Below are 20594 nucleotides of genomic sequence, written 5' to 3'. Positions count from 1 at the left end.
GCGCCGCGGCGCCGCTTTCGCACTCGCCTCCCGCTGTCCGTCCCGCCGTAGTCCGCACCACCGCTCCGCCCACTGCCGTTCCACCCGCTCCGCCGCACCACCCGCGTCACCGCGTCACGCCAGCCGCGCCACCGCGGCACGGTTCATATCCATCGATGCCGTCGGGTGCACGCCACCCGAGAAACCAGGGGGAGACTCCGTTGACCAGACCACGCCCGACCAGGCTCGTCGCGGCCACCGCCGCGGCGGTCGCGCTCGCCCTGGTCGCCGCCGCCTGTGGCGGCGACGACACGACGAGCCCCGCGCCGTCTGCGTCCGCGGGCGGCGCGGTGCCGGCCCAGTACGACCTGAAGGCGGCCGGCTGCCCGAGCACCATCGTCCTGCAGTCCGACTGGAACCCCGAGTCGGAGCACGGCGGGCAGTACCAGCTGCTCGGCCCTAACCCGTCGTTCAACACCGGCAAGAAGTCGGTCACCAGTGAGCTCGTCGCGCACGGCGGCGTGGACACCGGCGTCAAGCTGGAGATCCGTGCCGGCGGCCCGGCGATCGGTTTCCAGACGGTCACGTCGCAGCTGTACGCCGACCCCAACATCACGATCGGCTACATCAGCACCGACGAGCAGATCCAGACCTCGAAGGACCACCCGACCGTCGCGCTGCTCGCCGGCCTCGAGAAGAGCCCGCAGGAGATCGGCTGGTCGCCGGAGAAGCACCCGGACTTCAAGACGATCGCCGACATCGGCAAGACCGACACCAAGGTGCTCTACTTCGAGGGCGCCGCGTACATGGACTACTTCACCGGCCAGGGCATCCTGAAGAAGAGCCAGATCGACGGCAGCTACGACGGCACCCCGACGAACTTCGTCGCCTCCGGTGGCGAGTACGCCGTCCAGGGCTTCGCGACCTCCGAGCCCTACACCTGGGAGAACGAGGTCCGTTCCTGGGGCAAGCCGCTGAAGTACCAGCTGGTCGCCGACGCGGGCTTCGACTTCTACCAGCAGGAGATCGGCGTGCGGGCGGACAAGCTCGACGCCCTCAAGCCCTGCCTCACCAAGCTGATCCCGATCATGCAGCAGGCGATCGTCGACTTCATCGCCGACCCGGCCACGGCCAACAAGGTCATCCTGGACGCGGTCACGAAGTACAACAACGGCTGGGTCTACACCCAGGGCGTCGCGGACTACGCGGTCAAGACCATGGCCGAGCTCGGCATCATCGGCAACGGCAAGACCCCGACCCTCGGCGACTTCGACGACGCCCGCACCCAGACCCTGATCGGCATCCTCTCCCCGATCTACGCCCAGCAGAACAAGCCGATCAAGGACGGGCTCAAGCCGTCGGACCTCTACACCGACGAGTTCCTCGACACCAAGATCAGCCTGACCTCCTGACCTCCTGACGCCCGCCGGCCTCGTGGGCGTCCACGAGGCCGGGGGCGCGCGGATACAGGCGCGCTAGGTACAGCTGACGAACGCGGGTCCCGGTGGCCTCCGCCCGGCGGGCGGCCACCGGGATCCGTCGTTCCCGATGACGGAGGATGTTCATGGCGGAACCTGTCGCCATGCCGGTGTTCAAACGGGCCACGCTGCCCGAGGTGACCCCGGTCGACCCAGAAGCGCTGAACAACCTGACCTTCGAGCTGAGCCAGCTGCTCGGCGAGGACGCGGTGTCCCGCGACGAGGCGGCCCGGCTGACCGCGTCGACGGACTGGGCGCACATGAGCCCCGTCCTGCGCCCGATGCTGCCCGGCGGCGTCGCCGACGTCGTGGTCCGCCCGCCCGACGCCGAGGGCATCGCCGTGGCCGTCGGCGCCGCGCACCGCCACCGGGTGCCGGTCACCGTGCGCGGGCAGGGCACGGGCAACTACGGCCAGGGCATCCCGCTGTTCGGCGGGCTGGTCCTCGACACGTCCCGGGCGACGAAGGTGCTCGCCGTCGAGGACGGCTGGATCACCGCCGAGGCGGGCGCGTCCTTCGTCCTCATGGAGAAGGCGGCGCTGGCGACCGGCCAGGAGCTGGCCATCATGCCGTCGACCGTGGGCTCCACGATCGGCGGGTTCATCGCCGGCGGCGCCGGCGGTACCGGTTCGATCGCGAACGGCGCCGTCTGGGACGGCTACATCCGCTCGCTGCGGGTCGTGCCGTGTACCGACGACGCCACCCCGGTGGACGTGCCCTACCCGGACAACATGGCCCAGTCGCACGCCTTCGGCGTCAGCGGCGTCATCGCGACGGCGACGGTGGCGCTGCGCCCGGCGCGGCGCTGGACCGCGCTGTTCGCCTCGTTCCCCGAACTCGACGGCGCCGTCGCCGCCGGCGAGGACCTGTTCGGCCTGGAGCCGACGCCCAGGCTGCTCTCCCTCGACGAGGCGGGCGTCGTCGCCACCTACCGCCCGGCCGACCCGGCGATGCCGGCCGACCGGCTGTCGGTGCGCGGCATCGTCACCGAGGAGAGCGTCCCGGCGGCGACCGCGATCGTCGAACGCCACGGCGGCCGGGTCGACGCGGTCCGGCCGAAGGGCCCGGCCCTGGTCACATCGCTGTCGTACAACCACACCACCTACCGGGTCCGCAAGCTGCGCCCCGAGCTCACCCACCTTCAGTGCGGCGGTCCAGGGCTCACCCGGCGCCGCGCCGAGGTGGCAGCCATCGCGCCGGACACCCTCATCCACCTGGAGGGCTTCGCCGACCTGGAGGGCGGCGGCCGGTTCTGGGCCGGCATGCTGTTCCTGCGCTTCGACGACGCCGACACCCTCTACGACCGGATGGCCCGCCTCGCCGAGGTCGAGGTCTTCGTCAACGACCCGCACACCTGGGTGCTGAAGAACCGCGTCGACATGATCCGTGAGGCCGCCGCCCGCTTCGACCCCGACGGCCTGCTCAACCCCGGGAAGCTCCCCGCTCCGTAGCCTCCTGGGCTCCCCACGGCCGGCCGCCGGTGCCGCCGCCCGCGTGCTCAGGGCGGCGGCTGCCGGGCCGGCTAGGCACCGAGCACCCGGCTGCTGTCGAGCGTTCCCTCGACGATGCCGCGGGCCAGGTCGGTGAGGCGGGTGTTGGTGTCGCGGGCGTACCGGCGCAGCCGGGCGAACGCCTGGTCCATGTCGAGGCCGCCGCGTTCGGCGAGGACTCCCTTGGCCTGCTCGATCATGATCCTGCTGGTCAGGGCGTGCTGCAGCTGCTCGGCCAGCAGCTCGTGGTGACGGATCGCGCGCTCCTGCAGGATGGCGATCGTGGCCACGTCGGCGAGCGCCTGGGCGACACGGGCCTCGGTGTCCTCGAGCGGGCCGGGCCGGGCCCCGAAGAGGCTGAGCGTCCCGACCACGTCGTCGCGCAGCCGCATCGGCAGCACGTGCACGCCGCGGTAGCCGGCGGAGCGGGTCTCGGCCGCGAAGACCGGCCACCGCAGGGCCGCCAGGTCGATGTCGGGAACCGTGACCGTCATGCCGGTCCGATAGCAGTCCAGGCCAGGCCCTTCGTCGTGCTCAAGCTGCAAGAGCCCCAGCAGGCGGCTCGCCTCCGACGACGCGGCCACCACCTGCAGCCTCCCGCGCTGGTCGGACAGCAGCAGGCCGGCCGCGGCCACGCCGAGGAGCGCTACGCAGTGGTCAGCCAACCGGTGTAGCAGGTCCGCCGCGTCATAGTCGGCGACCAAGCTGTCGGCGAGGCCCACGAACGCCTCGCTCAGCTCCCGTTCCCGGCACACCGCTGCCTCCGCACGCCTCACCAACGGGGGGACCGTCCCTCCCTGCCCCCATCATCGGGGCAGGTCTCCGCCGAGCCGCAGCCGGCGGGCAACAATGTCGCGGGCGGTCTCGTCGGCTATCTGACCCCGGGCACGGGCGAGCGCGCGCAGCCGCACCAGGGCCTCCTGCGCGCTCACGCCGAGCTGGGCCATGACCATCCCGGTAGCCTGGTGGATTTCGGGCCGGTACAGCGAGGCGGCCCGCGCCCGCAGCCGGGCCGCGGCCTCGCCCGCCAGATCGTCCTCAGGACCGCCCGCGAGGTCGCCCGTGATGTCGTCCAGGTCACATTCGGACGCGCCAGGCGCCGCCATGATCGCGCGCCCTTCGGCCGCGCTGTCGTCCAAGCCGCCTCCAGGCGCGCCAGGCGCCGCCATGATCGCGCGTCCTTCGGCCGGGTCGCCTGTCGCGTCGCCGGGTGGGCTGCCGGCCGGCGGGTCGAGCAGGATCAGGGCGACGGTGTCCGCGACGACCAGCGCGTCCGCCAGGGCGCCGCCGTCCAGCCCGCCGGGGCTGGCCCGGACGAGGAACAGCGTCCCCAACTCGATCGCACCGATCCGCAGCGGGAAGGCGAAGACCGCCCGGTACCCGGCGGCCAGCGTCGTGGGCGTGAACCGCCCCCAACGCTGCCCCGCCGGCCCGGCCAGATCCCCCACGAGCACCGGGCCGCCGTCCTCGGCGGCGTCGTGGCAGGGGCCCTCATCGAGGGCGAGCTGAAGATCGTCGAGCCGGCCGGCCGCCGCGTCGCTCGCGCCGCGCGCTCCCCGGCCGATGGCGCCGGACGTCACCGAGATCGCCGCGCCGTCGACGTGCAGGACCGACGCGACGCGGACGCACAGCCGGTCCAAGCCTGGGCCTGGGCCGGCGTCGTCCGAGGCCGCGCGCGGGCCTGTCAGGGATTGGCCCGCCCGCGAGGCCCGCGGCGTGCCGCGCGCCCGGCTCGGGTTACGTGGGCGCTCCCCGGCCGCTCGGTCGGGCGAGCCGGGCTGCCCGCGCCCGCGGTCCGGCAGCCCCGGCTCTGGCTGTTCACGCCTGGGCGGGACGACGCCGCAGCGGCTCGCCGACGGCGTGCAGGTGGGCGAGAATCTCCCGGTACGAGCCCAGGGGGCTGCTCTCCCGGTAGCTGATGCCGTGCGTGTCGCAGAACTCCTTCACGATCGCCTGTGTCCGTCGCAGGTTCGGCCTCGGCAGCATCGGGAACAGGTGGTGCTCGATCTGGCGGTTCAGCCCGCCGTAGAAGATGTCGGTGATCCGGCCGCCGCGGATGTTGCGCGAGGAGAGGACCTGCCGCTGCAGGAAGTCGGTGCCGGTCTTGGAGAAGATCTGCATGCCCGTGTGGTTCGGGGCGAACGCGCAGCCCATGTACAGGCCGAACAGCGCCTGGTGGGCCGCGATGAAGACCAGGGCCTTCAGCGGCGACAGGACGAGGAAGATCGTGCCGAAGTAGGCGATGGTGTGGGCCGCGAGCAGCGCCGCCTCGGTGACCGCGCCCCGGTTCCGCCGCGCCGCCAGCTCGCGGATGCTGGCCACGTGCAGGTTCAGGCCCTCGAGCAGCACGACCGGGAAGAACAGGTATGCCTGGTGGCGGGTCATCCAGCGCAGGATGCCGCGGCGGTCGTGGGCCTCGTCCGGCGAGAACACGAACGCACCACTGCCAACGTCGGGGTCGCGACCCACGGTGTTCGGGTGCGCATGGTGCCGGCCGTGCTTGTCCATCCACCAGCCGAAGCTCAGCCCGACCAGCAGGTTTCCGTGCAGGAGGCCCACGGCCTTGTTGGACCGCCGGCCGGCGAAGATCTGCCGGTGGCCCGCGTCGTGCCCGAGAAACGCCACCTGGGTGAACATCACCGCCAGGAACGCCGCGGTGAACAGCTGCCACCACGAGTTTCCCAGCCAGGCGAAGAACAGCCAGCCGCCGCCGAGCAGCGCCCAGTTCGCCAGGATCATGAGGGCGTAGCGACCAGGGCGGCGGTTCATCAGTCCAGCGCGCTTTACGCGCTGGGACAGCTCGACGTAGTCGAGACGGCCGGCCGGTACCGGCGAGCTGTCGTCAGACTGGGCCAAATCCGGAATTTTAGACGCGGCCATGGCATTAACGGTCATGGTCATCCTTCTCAGCCGACCCTACGGAATCAGCGAGTTGGAACCCAGAACAGGCGTTCGGACCAGACCGGGACGAGTACTCAGTCGCTTTCGAGCAGCCTACCGGGCGGCGGTCCGGCCAGCCGCCCGGGTCTACCGACCTGGCACAAATAGTGGACCTGGCACAATCATCAGTGGGCCGGGATCGCGGATCCCGACGCGGTGGTCGGCGCCCTGCCGGCGGTGGGCGTCCGGCGGAGGTCGCCGCCGGGGTGAGGCGGCCGGCGTGACGACGAAGACGGAAGTCCCCGACGGGACTCCACCCCCGCGAGCCGCCGCCGGCCGGGGCCGGGTGGTCAGCGCCGAGCTCGCGTTCGACGTCGAGGAGCCCGCGGACATCGCGTTGTCGATCGCCGCCGCCCGAGGACCCCGGGTACTCGTCGAACGGCTGGCCACCACGACAACGGGTGAGGCACCCCTCGTCGAGCCGACTGAACTCACCGCCCCGCACGGCGGCCGGATACACCTGCTTCATGCCCCCCGGGGCCTCCTGTCCGTGTCGTACTGGGCGGAACTCGAGCAGGCGCCCGCGGCCCCCGCGGCCTCCCCCGGCGGGGATACGGTCGCCCACAAGGACATATCCCCCGGCCTCGCCGACGCCGGCGGACTCACCATGGAACAACTGACCTACCTCTGGCCGAGCCGCTACTGCCCGTCAGATCACGTCGTCGGTTTCGCGGTCGCCGAGTTCGGCGGCCTGCCGCCAGGGCGGCCCCGGGTCGACGCCATCGCCGCCTGGATCCATCACCGCATCGGCTACGTACCCGGCTCCAGCGCCGTCCACGACTCCGCCGAGGACACGCTGCTCACCGGGCAGGGCGTCTGCCGCGACTTCGCCCACCTGGGCATCACGCTCTGCCGGGCGCTCCTGATCCCGGCCCGCTTCGCCGCCGTCTACGCGCCCGGGCTGACCCCGATGGACTTCCACGCGGTCTTCGAGGCCTGGATCGACGGCGTCTGGCGGGTCTACGACGCCACCCGCAAGGTCCCGCGGGCGAGCCTGGTGCGCATCGCGACCGGCCGGGATGCCGCCGACGCCGCCTTCGCCGACATTCTGGGGGGCATCGTCACCCTCCAGTCGATCGAGGTCACCGCGACGACGGCCGGAGACCTCCCCGTCGACGAGCACACGTCCGGCGCCCTGCTCAGCTGAGACCGCGCCGGTCCTGTGTGTGGACCTCGTGACCTCTCCGGCTACAGCGGCAGCCTGGTGCGGCCGGCCGAGGCCAGGACCGTCGCCGCGGCGTTGCGGCCGGAGGCGCCCCAGACACCGGCCCCGGGGAAGGTGGCCCCGCCCGTCAGGTAGAGGCCGGCGATCGGCGTGCGGTAGCGGGACAGCTCGCGATGGCGGCCCAGCAGGGCCGCCATGACCCCGTCGGGGAAGGACGGGACGTAGCCGCGGCGCAGGAAGAACTCACGCTCGTAGTCGGGCGGGGTCATCGCCCGCCAGTCGCGCACCGACGCGAGCACGCCCGGCCCGTCGCCGCAGATCGAGGCGAACCGCTCCAGCCAGCCCCACGGCAGCGCCGGGTCGCCCCAGCCGCCGCGCAGCGCCCACGGCGTCCACAGCACCTCAAGGCTCAGGACGTGCACGCCCGCGTCGCGTGTGGGGCCTCCCGCCGCGGGAGGCTCCGCCATCACCCCCCGCCCTTCGGCCGGCGAGGGCCGCATGGTCTCGTCCAGGACGGACGGGGTGTTGAGGAAGAACATCGGCGGATCGCTGACCAGGCCGGCCCGCAGCGCCGCCGCGGCCGCGACCTGCTGCTCGGACGTCGGGCTCACGACCGTCGTCGGCACGTGGCGCAGCGCGGCCGGCAGCACATCCTCGGGCAGCTCCAGCACGGCGCGCGGCGTCGGCGGGGCGGTGACGACCGCGTCCACCTTCGACTCGTAGCCGTCGGCCGCGGGCCTTTCCACCCAGCGTTTCCGCAGGCCCCGCGCGGCCGGCACGCCGGCGAGCCAGTCGACGAGCAGGGTGTGCGGGTCGGTGGCGTTGACGACGGCCCCGGCGGTGATCCGCCGCCCGTCACCGAGCCGCACGGCCCGGGCCCGCCCCGACACGATGTCCACCCCGGACACCCGCGCCCCGGTGACGATCCGGCCGCCGTGCGCCCGCGCACAGGCCTCCAGCGCCGCCGGCACCGCGCCGCTGCCGCCCACCGGCCGGCCCACGCCGACGAGGTGGCGGATCGCGAGCCCCAGCGCCCCGAGCCCGCTGCCGGGCGCGTCCGGCCCGAGCCCCCACACCGCAGGGCCGACGGTGTGCGTCGAGGCGATCATCCACGGCGGCAGGCCGAACGACGTGAGCACGTCGACCAGGCTTCGCCGCGGCCAGTCCAGCAGCACCCGGGAGCCGCGCAGCCTCTGCTTCGCGACGACGGTGGCGACGATCGACGGCGTCGTCGGCCGGCCGCACTGCACGGCCAGCACCAGCTTCGCCGCCGGGATCGCGACCTCCAGGTAGCGCCGGTAGGCGGCGGCGACGGCCGGGCCGATGCGGGCGAGCCCGTCGACGGTGCGCTCGATCGAGCGCCACTGGACGAACACCGGCTCGTCGGCCCAGCCGACGCCGATGACCAGCGGATCGACGTCCAGGTAGCGCAGGCCGTACGAGGCGAGGTCGAGCTCCTCGACGATGCCGCTGGCGCGGATCATCGTGTGGTCGCAGTTGCAGATGTTGACGCGGGCACCGACCGCGTCGACCGTCGACGCGCACCCGCCAGCCGTCTCCCGCGCCTCAAGGACGACGACGGACTGGCCGGCGCGCGCCAGGTACGCCGCGCACGCCAGCCCGTTGTGCCCGCCGCCGATGACGACGACGTCGGCGTGCGCCGGTAGCTCGTCCGAGGCGGGCCCGGCCAGCGGCTGGGCCGCCGTGGACAGGCCGGCCGTCACCGGGCGTGCCTCGGGTCGAAGCGGGCGATCTCGCGCAGCGACGCGGACGCGGTCTCGACCATCGCCTCGTAGCGCTCCTTGCCGTGCTCGGCGGTGGCGCCGACCGGGTCGCCGAGCGTGCCGTTCGTCCCGAAGTCGTCGGACAGCCAGCCGAATGAGACCGGGCGGCCCCAGCCGACCCGCTCGAACCCGGCCAGGTGCTCGGGCACGCTGCGCTCGGCGAGGTCCATCCGGACGAGGTCCGGGCGCAGGTGCAGCATCAGCGACGTCTCCTCGATCCCGGCGTGGATGCCCATGCCCAGCTCGGACGCGGGCGCCGTCCCGCCGTGATCCGGCGGCAGCGATGGGTGCATGACGAAGGTCCGCAGCCCGTGCGCGAGCCGGATGTCGCGGCTCGCGACCTGCAACAGCGCGCTGTTGCCGCCGTGGCCGTTGAGGAACACCAGCCGCTCGACGGGCGTCGTCGCGAGGCAGCGGCCCAGGTCGTCGAGCGTCGCCAGCACCGTCGTAGCCGACAGCCACATCGTCCCCGCCGACCAGGCGTGCTCGTTGGACTTGCTGTAGGCCAGCGTCGGCAGCAGCAGCAGGTCGATCTCGTCTCCGTGGGCCGCGACCACGTCGCGCGCGAGCGTGTCGGCGACGACCAGGTCCGTCGACAGCGGCAGGTGCGGCCCGTGCTGCTCCACCGACCCGATCGGCAGGACGGCCACCGCCCCCGGCGACAGGTCCGCGATCTCGGGAGCCCGCAGGTCGGCGAAGATCCTGGTCATGATGCCTCCAGACGCGAAAGCGTTGCCCGGGGAGCCGGCGGCCGGCCAGACGCACGGATCATCCGGGGCGGCCACACCCCTCTCCTCGCATGTTGACCTGGCGAACACTCTGGCCAGCCGTCATGACAGCCTCGTCAGGACGAAATTTCGGCATCGCTAACTTCCTGAGGCCAGCCGGGCGCCGGCCACGGTGGCGGCGCGGGTCAGGCGGCGGTCGGGTCGACGACGCGGCCGACGAACAGCGGGGTGGCCGTCGCCCGGTCGTGGACGACGAACAGGAACGGGCGGTCGACCGTCAGCCGGACCTCGGTCAGGATCGCCGACACCGCCATGGCCACGGCGGTCGCGGCCGCGGCCTCGGTGCCCTGCTCGTCGACCGCGATGAACGCCTCGTGCACCACCTTGTCGATGTGCAGCTTCTCGGCCCGCGTCATCCCGCTGAAGTCGGCGTCGCCGCCGAAGGCGGTCGGCATGCCGAGCGCCGCCAGCGGGTCGCCGAGGCCGGCGTGGGTGCGAAACGTCCAGCGCGGCAGCTCCAGCTCCACCGCGGTCGGCTGGAAACCGGTGAGCAGGCCACGTAGCGCCGTCTCGTCGAGCGCGGCCTCGATCGCGTCGAGTCGGCCCGGGTCCGGCAGCACGACCGCCATGGCCAGCTCGCCGCCGGCGTAGGGGATGTCGACGGCCCGCCAGCCCGGCCCGGTCGCGTACCCGGCCTGGGCCAGGGTCAGGCTCATCAGCCGCGCCTGGACGGCCGAGCCGTCGGGACGGGTGAACGGCGCCGGCCGCGCGTCCCCGAACGGGATCTGCCATGGGGCGCGCAGGTACAGCGCATTGACCAGCACCAGCCGGGTGGAGGCGTCCAGATCGGTGGGCGAGAGCAGCGTGGGGATCCGGTCGTGGGTCTGCTTCGCGGTCCAGTCGTTGATCGCCCTCGTCGCGCCCGCCGCGTCCGCCCCGAAGTCGATGGTCCGCATGCCCGCCCCGTAGTAGCGCGCCAGGGTCTCCAGGAACGGCGCCTCCCAGGGCGTCTGCCGCTGGCCCCACAACGAGTTCGCCACGTCGACGAGAATCTCGATCGTCGACCCGTCTGCCAGCGTCCGCTTGCCGGCCCGGCTCTCCACCGCCAGCGTCAGCGCGTTCAGCCCAGCCGGCAACGCGTCGGGCCCGCTCCCCAGCGCGGAGGCGTGCAGCACCGCGTCCATCTCGGAGGCGGTGCGGCCGGCGGCGCCGGCGCGGGTCATCCCGAGCGCGACCGCCACCGAGTACGGCGAGCACACCAGGTTTCCGGCGTTCGCCGCCGCCATCCGCCGGTACAGGTCGCCGCTGAGCCCCCGGACCGCGGTGGCGGCGCCGGCGAGCGCGCCCGTGTCCGCCGTGGCGCGGGCGACGTTCTGCGCCGCCACCGCCGCGCCGCCACCGTTCCCGCCGCGATCCCCCGGGCCCGCCGCGTCGCCGCACCCGCCGACCAGGGCGCCCGCTCCCAGGCCCGCCGTACCCAGGACGGCCGCTCGCAGTAACTCACGTCGCCGCATCACGCCCCCTCCGACGCACCCCCGGCCGCCCTGGTTCCCTTCCGCGACGTCCTACCCGCGAGGGCGGTGAAGGTGGCCGGTGCGTGGCGGGGCGAGCGGCTCAGCCGAGGACGACGACGCGGGTCGGCCGGAAGGTCACGGCGACGCGGGGCTCGAGGCCAGGGGCGCCGAACTGCTCCAGCGTCCTGCCGTAGGTGGCGAGCATGGTGACCAGGAAGGACTTGTCCGTGTCATCCTCGATGATCGCCTTCGCGCGGATCTCCGCCGTGTGATGCGGGTTCGACGGGGAGATCGCGAAGATGGTGGCCGTCGGGCGCGCCGTCAGGTTCTTGTACTTGTGGCGGTTCTTCGACAGCGAGGTCCGCACGACACCGTCCTCGCCCACCAGGCCCCAGATCGCCGTCGTCTGGATTGAGCCGTCCGCGTTCAGCGTGCTGAGCATGAACGTGGAGCTCGTGAACAGATCTCGGTGCGTCTCCGGGACGGCAAGAGTGTCAGCCATCTTCCCAGTCTTGCCGGACCCCGCCCGGCTCCACGGAGGACCCGTCGTTCCCCGACTACCCAGGTGACGATCGTCCGCTCCGGGTGCCGGGCGAACAGTGCGCGGCGGGGCGCGGGGCGGCGGAGGCATCCGGCGCCCAGAACCCTCTCCCAGCTCTCAGGGCATCTCGTTTGTCTGGGCGGTGCGCAGCTCGTCGAAGGCGTGTGCCAGCTCGGCGGGCAGTCGGGAACCCAGGCGGACGAGCAGGTAATCGACGACGAGGGCGCAGGCGATCGGCAGGGCGTCCGGGTCGAGGCTCGGCTTCGGCGCGTCGTCCGGCGGGTGGATGGACAGCGCGCCGGCGAGCACGACGACGACCGCATATGGCTCGACGCCCGTCAGCCAGGGCGACGCGCGGCGGACGACCTCGTCGAACAGCCCGCGGATGTCGTCGGCGTCGACACCGTCGGGGTAGGCCCGCTCGACCAGCCTCAGCGTCAGCCGGTGCAGCACCTCCCGTGCCACCGCCTCGTCACAGGTCCGCAGCTGGTTGCACGCCGCCCGCAACGCGGCCGCGTCGCGCCGCCCCGCCGCGTCGACCACGGCCGTGACCGCCCGGGCCAGCACCCGCCCCTCCGGGGGCAGCCCGGTCATGGTCATCGGTGTCGCCCCGCGCGTCGCATGCGGCCATACTCGCCCATCCCGCCGGCCCATCCCGCTCGCCCGGCCGGTGAGGTCGCTCCGCGCGGGCGCCCGTCAGGGCGATGGCACCGGCCCAGGCGCACCCGCCGTACCGCCGCACGCGGCCACGGACGACGAGCGAGAAGCTGCCCGAGGGAAAAGTCGTTACCGGTGAGCGGGGCGGCACCGACGATCCCACCAGATCATGGCCCGGCTCATGATCTGGTGGCATTTTCGGGGTCCTGGCTCCAAAATGCCACCAGATCACCGCCGGCCTCCAGCACCACCCGCCACCAGCGTCGCCCGCCACCAGCGCTACCAGCTACCAGCCACCAGCCACCAGCGATCTTCCCTCGCCCTACGTGGCCGGCCCAGGCTGGTCCTGATCGCTAGTACCGGCCGTCAGGACCGGTGGTGGGCTGGGCGGGGACGGTGGCCGCCGCGTACCGGGCGACGATGTCACCGGGCTCGCCGCTGGCGATCCACTCCTGGAAGCGGCGGGCACGCTCGACGACGAGCGGATGGCCGCTGCCGACGCGCAGCTGGAAACGGTGGAGCCGGGAGATCTTGCTCTCGGCCGCGAGGACGTCCAGATGCTGGGCCTGTTCGAGGAACGCGGCTGTGCTCATCTCGTCGGACCGGACGCCACCGGCGAGCTTCATCATCATCCCGACGCAGGCGTCGAGGTCCTGGGTGGCCAGCATCGCGGCGCGGTCGGCGGTGAACTCCGACGCGCGGTCCCAGCTCTTCAGCGCCGCGCCGATACCCAGCCCGACGGCGACCGTCATCGGGTTCACGCGCCGCATCCCCGCGGTCGCCGCGCCACCGAACACCCGCGCCATCGTCTTGTAGAGAACGTGGCCGCACTTGATGTGCCCGGCCTCGTGGCTGAGGACGCCGAGGAGCTCGTCCTCGGACATGAGGTCGATCAGCTCGGTGAACAGCACGATGTAGGGGTGGTTGTGCCCCGATGTGTAGGCGTTCGGGGGCCCCTGGCGGACGTAGAGCTCGGGCTCGCGGATGTCGAGGACCGCGCAGGCCTCGCGCAGCAGGCCATGGACGCGGGGCAGCTGCCGGGGCCCGACGCGCACGCCCGACGCGGTGTGCTCGACGTACTCGATCCGTTCGACGCCCCACTCGATGAACCTCGCGACCGCCTTGTCGAACCCCGGGACCCTCTTGAGGTTGTTGGTGGCCTGCCGGTCGAGCGGGTGGCGGAAGAGGTCCACGTCGAGCCCGGTGAGGCGTACCCGGGCCTTCCGGACCGCGTCGGAGCCTGTACCCGCTGACCTGGTGAAGCTGGGCTGGTCCATTGCTGCCCCTGTTCCTGGCATGAGCCGGCCGCTCGCCGCAGTCACGTGCCGCTCAAGGCCCGCGGGACGGCATGCACACTGTTTCGCCGTGGCACTGGGTGCGGCCCCGGTGGCAGGAGGCTACTTCAGACCGCGCGTGTCCGGCGATGGCTACGCAAGTCCCGACCTGTCGCCCGGGCGTCACCGCACATGTGGCTGGCCACCCTGTCAGGACGACACGATCTCGGCGCGAGTTCTAGCGTCAGGTAGGACGTGGACAACCACCGACGCGATATCGGGCCGTCGGGACCGAGCCCTCGGGACCGGTCCCCGGAACTCGGCGCTCGGGACCGGGCGCTCGGACCGGGTCGTCCGGGCAGGGCCGTCAGGACTATGGAGAAGCCGGTGAGGCCGTGAGTGCAGGTGGCGCGGGGACGGACGGCCCCGAGGCGGGGGCAGGAAACGGTGGTCAGGCACGGGTGGTGGGGCCGTCCGGCGCGCCGGCGGCCGCCGCCCCTGAGATGACGTTCAGCGACGGCGCCGGCGGGACGACGCGGTGCGCGCTGACCTGGCCGGTGGCGACGGGACGGCCACCGCTCGCGGCCGTCGTCGACGTGTTCACCCGCCTCGGCGTCGAGGTCGTCGACCACGACCGGCCGCCGGCCGTCTCCGACGGGTCCAGGACATCCGAGCGGGACGAGTACCTGCTGCGGCTGCCGGAGCCGTCGGGCACAGTGTCCGCGGACGCGGCGGTACGGGCGGCGTTGGGGCAGCTGTTCGCCGCGGTGTGGACGGGGCAGGCTGAGCTGGACGGGTTCACCCGGCTGGCGCTGAGCGCGGGGGTCCCGTGGCGCGAGGTGAACGTCATCCGGGCGGCCTGGCGGTTCCTGCACCAGACCGGCGTCGGCCTGTCGCACGGCTACGCCGCGCGGACAGTGCTGGCGAACCCCGCGTTCGCCCACGGGCTGCTCGACTACTTCCGGGCCCGCTTCGACCCGGACCACGCCGGCCCGGACCGCCCGGACCGCCCGGACCGCCGCGGCCCGGACAACCGGGCGGCCGGTGCCGCGCGGGCGTCCGCCAGGCTGGAGGCGCTGCTCGCCGCCGTCGCCAGTCTCGACGAGGACAGGATCCTGCGCGGGCTGCGCGACGTGCTCGCCGCGGTGATCCGTACCAACCACTACCAGCGCGACGTGGCCGGGCGGCCGAAGCCGGCGTTGGCACTGAAGATCGCCTCGTCCCGGCTCGGGTTTCTGCCAGCGCCGCGCCCCTGGGTCGAGGTGTTCGTGACCTCGCCGACCGTCGAGGGCGTGCACATGCGCGGCGGGCGGGTGGCCCGTGGCGGCCTGCGGTTCTCCGACCGGCCCGAGGACTACCGCACCGAGGTGCACGGCCTCTACCGCGCGCAGGTCACCAAGAACGTCGTCATCGTCCCCGACGGTGCCAAGGGCGCCTTCGTCCTGCACGAGCCGACCCTGGCCGCCGGTGTCCATGGCGGTGCTGGGGCCGGGGCCGGGGCTGGTACCGGCGACGCGAGCGGGGCCGGTACCGGGGCGGGAGGCGGGCGTCCGAGCCAGGACAGGGTGCGGGCCGCGTACCGGACGTTCGTCTCGGCCCTGCTGGACGTCACCGACAACCTGGCCGGCGGCAAGCCGGTCGGCCCGGAGCGCACCGTCTGCTACGACGATCCGGACACGTACCTGGTCGTGGCGGCCGACAAGGGCACCGCCACCTTCTCCGACCTGGCCAACGAGATCGCCGCCGAGTACGGCTACTGGCTGGGCGACGCGTTCGCCTCCGGCGGGTCGGCCGGCTATGACCACAAGGCGATGGGGATCACCGCCCGGGGTGCCTGGGAGTCGGCCCGCCAGCACCTGCGCGAGCTCGGCGTCGACGCCGACCGCGATCCCTTCACGGTCGTCGGTATCGGCGACATGTCGGGCGACGTCTTCGGCAACGGGATGCTGCGGTCACGCTCGATGCGTCTGATCGGCGCCTTCGACCACCGGCACGTCTTCCTCGACCCGGATCCCGACCCGGCGGCCTCGTTCGCCGAGCGGCAGCGGCTCTACGACCTGCCCGGCTCGTCGTGGGCGGACTACGACCCCAAGATCCTCTCAACCGGCGGCGGGGTCTTCCGTCGCGACGCCCGCAGCGTCGAGCTCTCGGCCAGGGCCCGAGAGGTTCTCGGCCTCCCCCCCGCGGCCGCCCCCGCCAGCGACGGCGCCTCGGTCGACACCGACACCGACACCGACACCGGCGACGGCGACAGCGACAGCGTCGGGATGTCGCCGGTCGAGCTGATCCAGGCGCTGCTGCGCGCTCCCGTCGACCTGCTCTACAACGGCGGCATCGGTACCTACGTCAAGGCCAGCACCGAGAGCCACGACGACGCCGCCGACCACGCGAACGACGCGGTCCGCGTCGACGCCGACGAGCTGCGCGCCCGGGTCGTCGTCGAGGGCGGCAACCTCGGCGTCACCCAGGCCGCCCGCGTCGAGCTCGCCCACCTCGGAGGAAAGATCAACACCGACTTCCTCGACAACTCCGCCGGTGTCGACACGTCCGACCGCGAGGTCAACCTGAAGATCCTTCTCGCCGGCGCCGTCGACGAGGGTGAGCTGACCCGCGAGGGCCGCGACGAGCTGCTGCGCTCGCTCACGGACGACGTCGCCACCGCCGTCCTCGACGACAGCGCCTAGCAGGCGGTCGCGGTGAGCCTGGCGGCGACCTACGCGCCGTACTTCCTGGACCGCCACATCCGGCTGCTGCGCAATCTGGAGGTCCGCTCCGGCCTGGTCCGGTCGCTGGACCACCTGCCGTCGGAGGTCCGGCTGGAGGAGCTGCGGGGGGCGCGTTCCGGGCTCACCCGCCCGGAGCTCGCCGTGCTGCAGGCCAAGGCGAAGATACTCGTGCGTCAGGAGCTGCTGGATTCGACGCTGCCGGACACGCCCGCGCTCGACCTGGTCGCCCAGCACTACTTCCCGCCCGCGGTGCGGGAGCGCTTCGCGGGGCGGATCAGCGCGCACCCGCTGGTCCGCGAGATCATCGCGACCCGGCTGGCGAACGAGCTGGTCAACCGGCTGGGGCCCGGCTTCGTCTTCCGGCTCGAGGAGCAGACCGGCGTGACCAGCGCCGACGCCGCCCGCGCGTACGCGGCGGCGGCCGTGCTGTTCGGCCTCGACGGGCTGTGGGCGGCACTCGACCGGCGCGGCGACGCGATGGAAGCGGCGGCCGAGCTGGCCGGCCGCCGCGCGGCCCGCGAGTTCCACGAGCTCGCGAGCGAGTGGCTGCTACGCCACGCCCGCGGCCGGGCGGGCACGACGGCCGTCACCGAGCGGCTGCGCGGGCCCGCCGCGGACCTCGCCGCCTCGTTCGGCGTAACCGGCGCGGGCGCGGGCGGGGACCTGACCGGGACGATCTCGGGGCTCGGCGCGCTCGGCACCGCGCTCGACCTGCTGGTCGCCTCGCCGGTGCCGGCGCCGGCGGCCGTCGAGGACGCCGCCGCGGTGCACGTGGTACTCGGCCGCTGGCTCGGCCTCGCCGGCCTGCATGGCCGGCTGGTCGACGTCGCCGCCGACTCGCACTGGACGCTTGCCGCCAAGGCGGCGCTGCGGGCCCGGCTCACCGAGCTGTGGGCGACCCTCGACTGGCTCGTCCTCGCCGCGGCCCGCGCCGACGCCCCGATCTCACCCGGGACCCGGGAGCCGACCAGCACCGGCGGGGATGCCCACGCCTACCTGGCCGACGGTCCGCGGGTACTCACCTCCCGCTGGCTCGTCCAGCGCGCCGAGGCCGTGGGCCCGTTCACCGCCGTCCTCGCCGAGCTCGCCGGCGAGCCACCGTCCGGTGAGCCCCGCCCCCGTTCCGCCCGCCGGGCAGGCTTCCAGCCCACCGACCTGCGGGTCGGCACCGGCCCTCTCGACGTCGCCGCGGCCACGGTCGCCATCCGCGAGCTGCGCCTGCTCGTCGAACGCGTCCAGTTCACCGACAGCGGCCTGGGGCCCCACGTCCGCAACCGCTAGCCCGAGGTCGCCGGGGGCTGTCACGGGTCCGCCCGGGGCTGTCAGAGGGCAAGGGAGCCGAGGGCCTCGGTGAGGACGGTGATGCCGTCGTCGAGGAGGTCGTCGCCGATCGCGAGCGGGGGCAGCAGGCGCAGGACGTTGCCGTCGGTGCCGCAGGTGAGGACGACGACGCCCTGTTCGTGGCAGCGGCGGGCGACACGGCCGGTGGCGGCGGCGTCCGGCTGGCTGGTGGCGGGGTCGACGATCTCGACGGCGAGCATGGCACCACGGCCGCGGACGTCGCCGATGGCCGGGATTCGCCCGGCGACGGTGCGCAGGCGGGGCAGCACCCGCTCGCCGATCGCGCGGGCCCGGTCGACGAGGCCGTCGCGCTCGATGGTCTCGATGGCGCCGAGGGCGGCGGCGCACGCCAGCGGGTTGCCGCCGTAGGTGCCGCCGAGGCCGCCGGGGTGGGCGGATTCCATGATCTCGACACGGCCGGTGACGGCCGACAGCGGCAGGCCGCCGGCCATGCCCTTGGCGGTGGCGACGAGGTCGGGGACGACGCCCTCGTGCTCGCAGGCGAACATCGAGCCGGTGCGGGCGAAACCGGTCTGCACCTCGTCGGCGACGAACACAGCGCCGTTAGCGCGCGACCAGTCCGCGAGCGCCAGCAGGAAGCCCTCGGCCGGGACGATAAACCCGCCCTCGCCCTGGATCGGCTCGATAAGGACAGCGGCGACATTGGCGGCGCCGACCTGGCTCTCGATGATCCCGATCGCGCGGGCGGCGGCCTCGGGGCCGGTCAGGCCGTCGCGGAACGGGTAGGACAGCGGCACCCGGTAGATCTCGGGCGCGAACGGGCCGAAGCCGTTCTTGTAGGGCTGGTTCTTGGCGGTCAGCGCCATCGTCAGGTTGGTGCGCCCGTGGTAGGCGTGGTCGAAGACGATGACGGCCTGGCGGCGGGTGTGGATCCGGGCAATCTTGACGGCGTTCTCGACGGCTTCGGCCCCGGAGTTGAACAGCGCCGAGCGCTTGTCGTGGTCGCCCGGGGTGAGGCGGGCCAGCTGCTCGCAGACCGCGACGTAGCCCTCATACGGCGTGATCATGAAGCAGGTATGGGTGAACGCCTGAACCTGCGCGATCACGTTGTCGACGACCCGTGGGGCGCTGTTGCCGACGGTGGTGACGGCGATCCCGGAGCCGAGGTCGATCAGCGCGTTCCCGTCGACGTCGACCAGGATCCCGCCGCCCGCCGCGGTGACGAAGACCGGAAGGGCGATCGACACACCCCGCGCGACGGCCGCGTCACGGCGCGCCAGCAGCTCCCGCGACCGCGGCCCCGGCAGCTCGGTGACCAGCTGCCGCCGCTGCGGCAGCCCCGGCCCGCCGGCCGAAACCGCTCCGGCCGCGACAGCGTCGCCAGAATGCGCCGATCCGCCCACTTCCCGATTCGGGGCTGAGCCGATGGGGGCGGAAGGGCCGGCGGTCGTCGTCATGTCCCAACGGTAGGCCGCCCCAGGCCTCGCCACCCGGTCCCGCCGCAAACCCCGGCGCCCAGGCGCTCCCTCCAGGCGAGACGGCGAGGCGACTCCCGCCGGGCCGTCCACGGCCCGAGATCGGCCATGCGCGGATGTGTGGCACTTGGGCCTGTTCATAGGCAGGCTCAACCAACACAGTTCGATCCCCCGGTGGGCATGTGTGTTGGATTGGCGTGTCTATAGGCAGGCTCAGATGCCACGGTCCGGGGCTGACACCGGGCCCCGGCGAACGGACACTCCCGGGACGGGCCCGGGGCGTGATGTCGGCCGAGGAAAAACACGCCGACCCGGTTCCGCTGGCCCGGCAGCGGCCGACTCAGCCGCACACGGCCGACCACTCCAGGTAACCGAAAGGCCCCGGACCGACGAGTCGTGGTCGGCCCGGGGCCAGGAGCCTGGAGGCCAGGCCGGTTGGTCCAGCGTGCGGCCTGGCGGCTCAGGCCTTCGGGCCGCCGGCCACGTAGAGGACCTGGCCGGAGACGAAGCCGGCGCCCTCGCTGACGAAGAACGAGACGGCGTGGGCGATGTCGGCCGGCTGGCCGACGCGCGCGACCGGGATCTCCCTCGCGCGGCGGGCCTCGTAGGCCTCCCAGGTCTCGCCGAGGCGCTCGGCGGTCGCGTGGGTCATCTCGCTCTCGATGAGTCCAGGGGCGATGACGTTGGCGGTGACCCCGAACTTGCCGAGCTCGATCGCCACCGTCTTGGTGAAGCCCTGCATGCCGGCCTTCGCGGCCGAGTAGTTGACCTGGCCGCGGTTACCGAGCGCCGACGTGCTGGAGAGGTTGACGATCCGGCCCCACTTGGCGTCGACCATGTGCTTCTGGCAGGCCTTCGTCATCAGGAACGCGCCGCGCAGGTGCACGGCCATGACGAGGTCCCACTCGGCCTCGGGCATCTTGAAGATGAGGTTGTCGCGGGTGATGCCGGCATTGTTGACGAGGATGGTCGGCGGGCCGAGCTCGGCGACGACCTTGGCGACACCGGCCTCGACCTGCGCGGAGTTGCTCACGTCCGCGCCGACGCCGATCGCCTTGCCGCCCGCCGCGACGATCTGGTCGACGACCGGCTTCGTGGCCTGCTCCTCAAGGTCCAGCACGGCGACGGCGTAGCCGTCCTCGGCCAGCCGCAGGGCAGTCGCGGCACCCAGGCCACGGGCCGCACCGGTCACGATCGCCACCTTCTGGGCGGACTCCGTCATGCTTTCGTTCTCCCGTCTCTCGGCGGGGCCGGGCCGAGTTCCGCGGCCGGACCGCTGCCTGTCATCACCGTCATACTGCCGGTCGGCGTCCGCCTCGGTCGTCCCGAACCGGCGGATCTCACGTCCGGTCCGCGCAGCGGGCCGGGCTCCGGCGCGCCAGGGGTCTGACCGGCTGATGCTGGTAGAGCCACTTCCATGACCTGATGACATTTTCCGAGCGGCAGCTCCGAGGATTCCACCAGATCATGGGCGGCTCGCGCGTCCGGCCAAGGTGCGCGACGCGGCGCCGACGTCCGGCCAGTCGTCCCGAACCCGGGCA

The 20594-nt window shown here is 73.1% G+C and carries 16 protein-coding genes; 5 read left to right on the top strand and 11 right to left on the bottom strand.

Going from position 1 to position 20594, the window contains the following annotated elements; genetic code table 11:
• Positions 1 to 200 precede the first annotated feature (200 nt).
• Both BCD48_RS29305 and BCD48_RS29300 read left to right on the top strand, forming a co-directional pair.
• The gene (locus tag BCD48_RS29305; RefSeq protein ID WP_071051618.1) at positions 201 to 1391 is read left to right on the top strand and encodes a nitrate ABC transporter substrate-binding protein; all 1191 of its coding nucleotides are present in this window, start codon (positions 201 to 203) and stop codon (positions 1389 to 1391) included.
• Positions 1392 to 1543: 152 nt separating this feature from the next.
• Positions 1544 to 2908: an FAD-binding oxidoreductase gene (locus BCD48_RS29300; protein WP_083419374.1), complete on the top strand. Its 1365-nt coding sequence runs from the start codon at positions 1544 to 1546 to the stop codon at positions 2906 to 2908.
• 71 nt (positions 2909 to 2979) lie between these two features.
• Here BCD48_RS29300 and BCD48_RS29295 read toward each other — a convergent pair whose 3' ends face one another.
• From BCD48_RS29295 to BCD48_RS29285, 3 genes are all read right to left on the bottom strand, one after another.
• The gene (locus BCD48_RS29295) at positions 2980 to 3702 is read right to left on the bottom strand and encodes a GAF and ANTAR domain-containing protein (protein WP_071051617.1); all 723 of its coding nucleotides are present in this window, start codon (positions 3700 to 3702) and stop codon (positions 2980 to 2982) included.
• Positions 3703 to 3753: 51 nt separating this feature from the next.
• Complete coding sequence (locus BCD48_RS29290) at positions 3754 to 4587, bottom strand: GAF and ANTAR domain-containing protein (RefSeq protein ID WP_071051616.1); 834 nt, start codon at positions 4585 to 4587, stop codon at positions 3754 to 3756.
• Positions 4588 to 4765: 178 nt separating this feature from the next.
• A complete protein-coding gene (locus BCD48_RS29285; RefSeq protein ID WP_198543442.1) occupies positions 4766 to 5842 on the bottom strand; it encodes a fatty acid desaturase family protein in 1077 nt (358 codons plus the stop codon).
• 265 nt (positions 5843 to 6107) lie between these two features.
• Between BCD48_RS29285 and BCD48_RS29280 the strand changes: the two genes are divergently transcribed.
• A complete protein-coding gene (locus BCD48_RS29280) occupies positions 6108 to 7034 on the top strand; it encodes a transglutaminase-like domain-containing protein (protein WP_083419371.1) in 927 nt (308 codons plus the stop codon).
• A 41-nt stretch (positions 7035 to 7075) separates the two neighbouring features.
• On the opposite strand, the gene BCD48_RS29275 is transcribed toward BCD48_RS29280, so the two are convergent.
• The 6 genes from BCD48_RS29275 to BCD48_RS29250 all read right to left on the bottom strand — a co-directional run bounded on the left by BCD48_RS29275 (position 7076) and on the right by BCD48_RS29250 (position 13553).
• Positions 7076 to 8776: a phytoene desaturase family protein gene (locus BCD48_RS29275; protein ID WP_071051614.1), complete on the bottom strand. Its 1701-nt coding sequence runs from the start codon at positions 8774 to 8776 to the stop codon at positions 7076 to 7078.
• Positions 8773 to 9546: a creatininase family protein gene (locus tag BCD48_RS29270; RefSeq protein WP_071051639.1), complete on the bottom strand. Its 774-nt coding sequence runs from the start codon at positions 9544 to 9546 to the stop codon at positions 8773 to 8775. Before BCD48_RS29270 ends, BCD48_RS29275 begins: the two co-directional genes overlap by 4 nt.
• 203 nt (positions 9547 to 9749) lie before the next feature.
• Entirely contained in the window at positions 9750 to 11078 is a 1329-nt protein-coding gene (locus BCD48_RS29265; protein WP_083419370.1) for a serpin family protein, read from the bottom strand.
• A gap of 100 nt (positions 11079 to 11178) precedes the next feature.
• Entirely contained in the window at positions 11179 to 11580 is a 402-nt protein-coding gene (locus tag BCD48_RS29260) for a pyridoxamine 5'-phosphate oxidase family protein (RefSeq protein WP_071051612.1), read from the bottom strand.
• Between the two features lie 156 nt (positions 11581 to 11736).
• Entirely contained in the window at positions 11737 to 12219 is a 483-nt protein-coding gene (locus tag BCD48_RS29255) for a hypothetical protein (RefSeq protein WP_071051611.1), read from the bottom strand.
• Between the two features lie 410 nt (positions 12220 to 12629).
• A complete protein-coding gene (locus tag BCD48_RS29250; RefSeq protein WP_071051610.1) occupies positions 12630 to 13553 on the bottom strand; it encodes a M48 family metallopeptidase in 924 nt (307 codons plus the stop codon).
• Positions 13554 to 13945: 392 nt separating this feature from the next.
• On the opposite strand from BCD48_RS29250, the gene BCD48_RS55965 reads away from it, so the two are divergent.
• Positions 13946 to 16234: an NAD-glutamate dehydrogenase domain-containing protein gene (locus tag BCD48_RS55965; protein ID WP_349308056.1), complete on the top strand. Its 2289-nt coding sequence runs from the start codon at positions 13946 to 13948 to the stop codon at positions 16232 to 16234.
• A 12-nt stretch (positions 16235 to 16246) separates the two neighbouring features.
• Positions 16247 to 17557 carry an NAD-glutamate dehydrogenase gene (locus BCD48_RS55960; RefSeq protein ID WP_071051608.1) on the top strand — a complete coding sequence of 437 codons (1311 nt, stop codon included), beginning with the start codon at positions 16247 to 16249 and terminating at the stop codon, positions 17555 to 17557.
• Between the two features lie 41 nt (positions 17558 to 17598).
• Here BCD48_RS55960 and gabT read toward each other — a convergent pair whose 3' ends face one another.
• Complete coding sequence (gabT, locus tag BCD48_RS29235) at positions 17599 to 19068, bottom strand: 4-aminobutyrate--2-oxoglutarate transaminase (protein ID WP_397428822.1); 1470 nt, start codon at positions 19066 to 19068, stop codon at positions 17599 to 17601.
• 445 nt (positions 19069 to 19513) lie between these two features.
• A complete protein-coding gene (locus tag BCD48_RS29230) occupies positions 19514 to 20275 on the bottom strand; it encodes an SDR family oxidoreductase (RefSeq protein ID WP_071051607.1) in 762 nt (253 codons plus the stop codon).
• Between the last annotated feature and the right edge of the window lie 319 nt (positions 20276 to 20594).

Origin of the sequence: Pseudofrankia coriaricola, from assembly GCF_001854805.1 — a bacterium.
Lineage (GTDB): Bacteria > Actinomycetota > Actinomycetes > Frankiales > Frankiaceae > Pseudofrankia.
The sequence above is the reverse complement of the archived record's forward strand: the minus strand, read 5'-3'. Positions and strand labels throughout refer to the sequence as shown.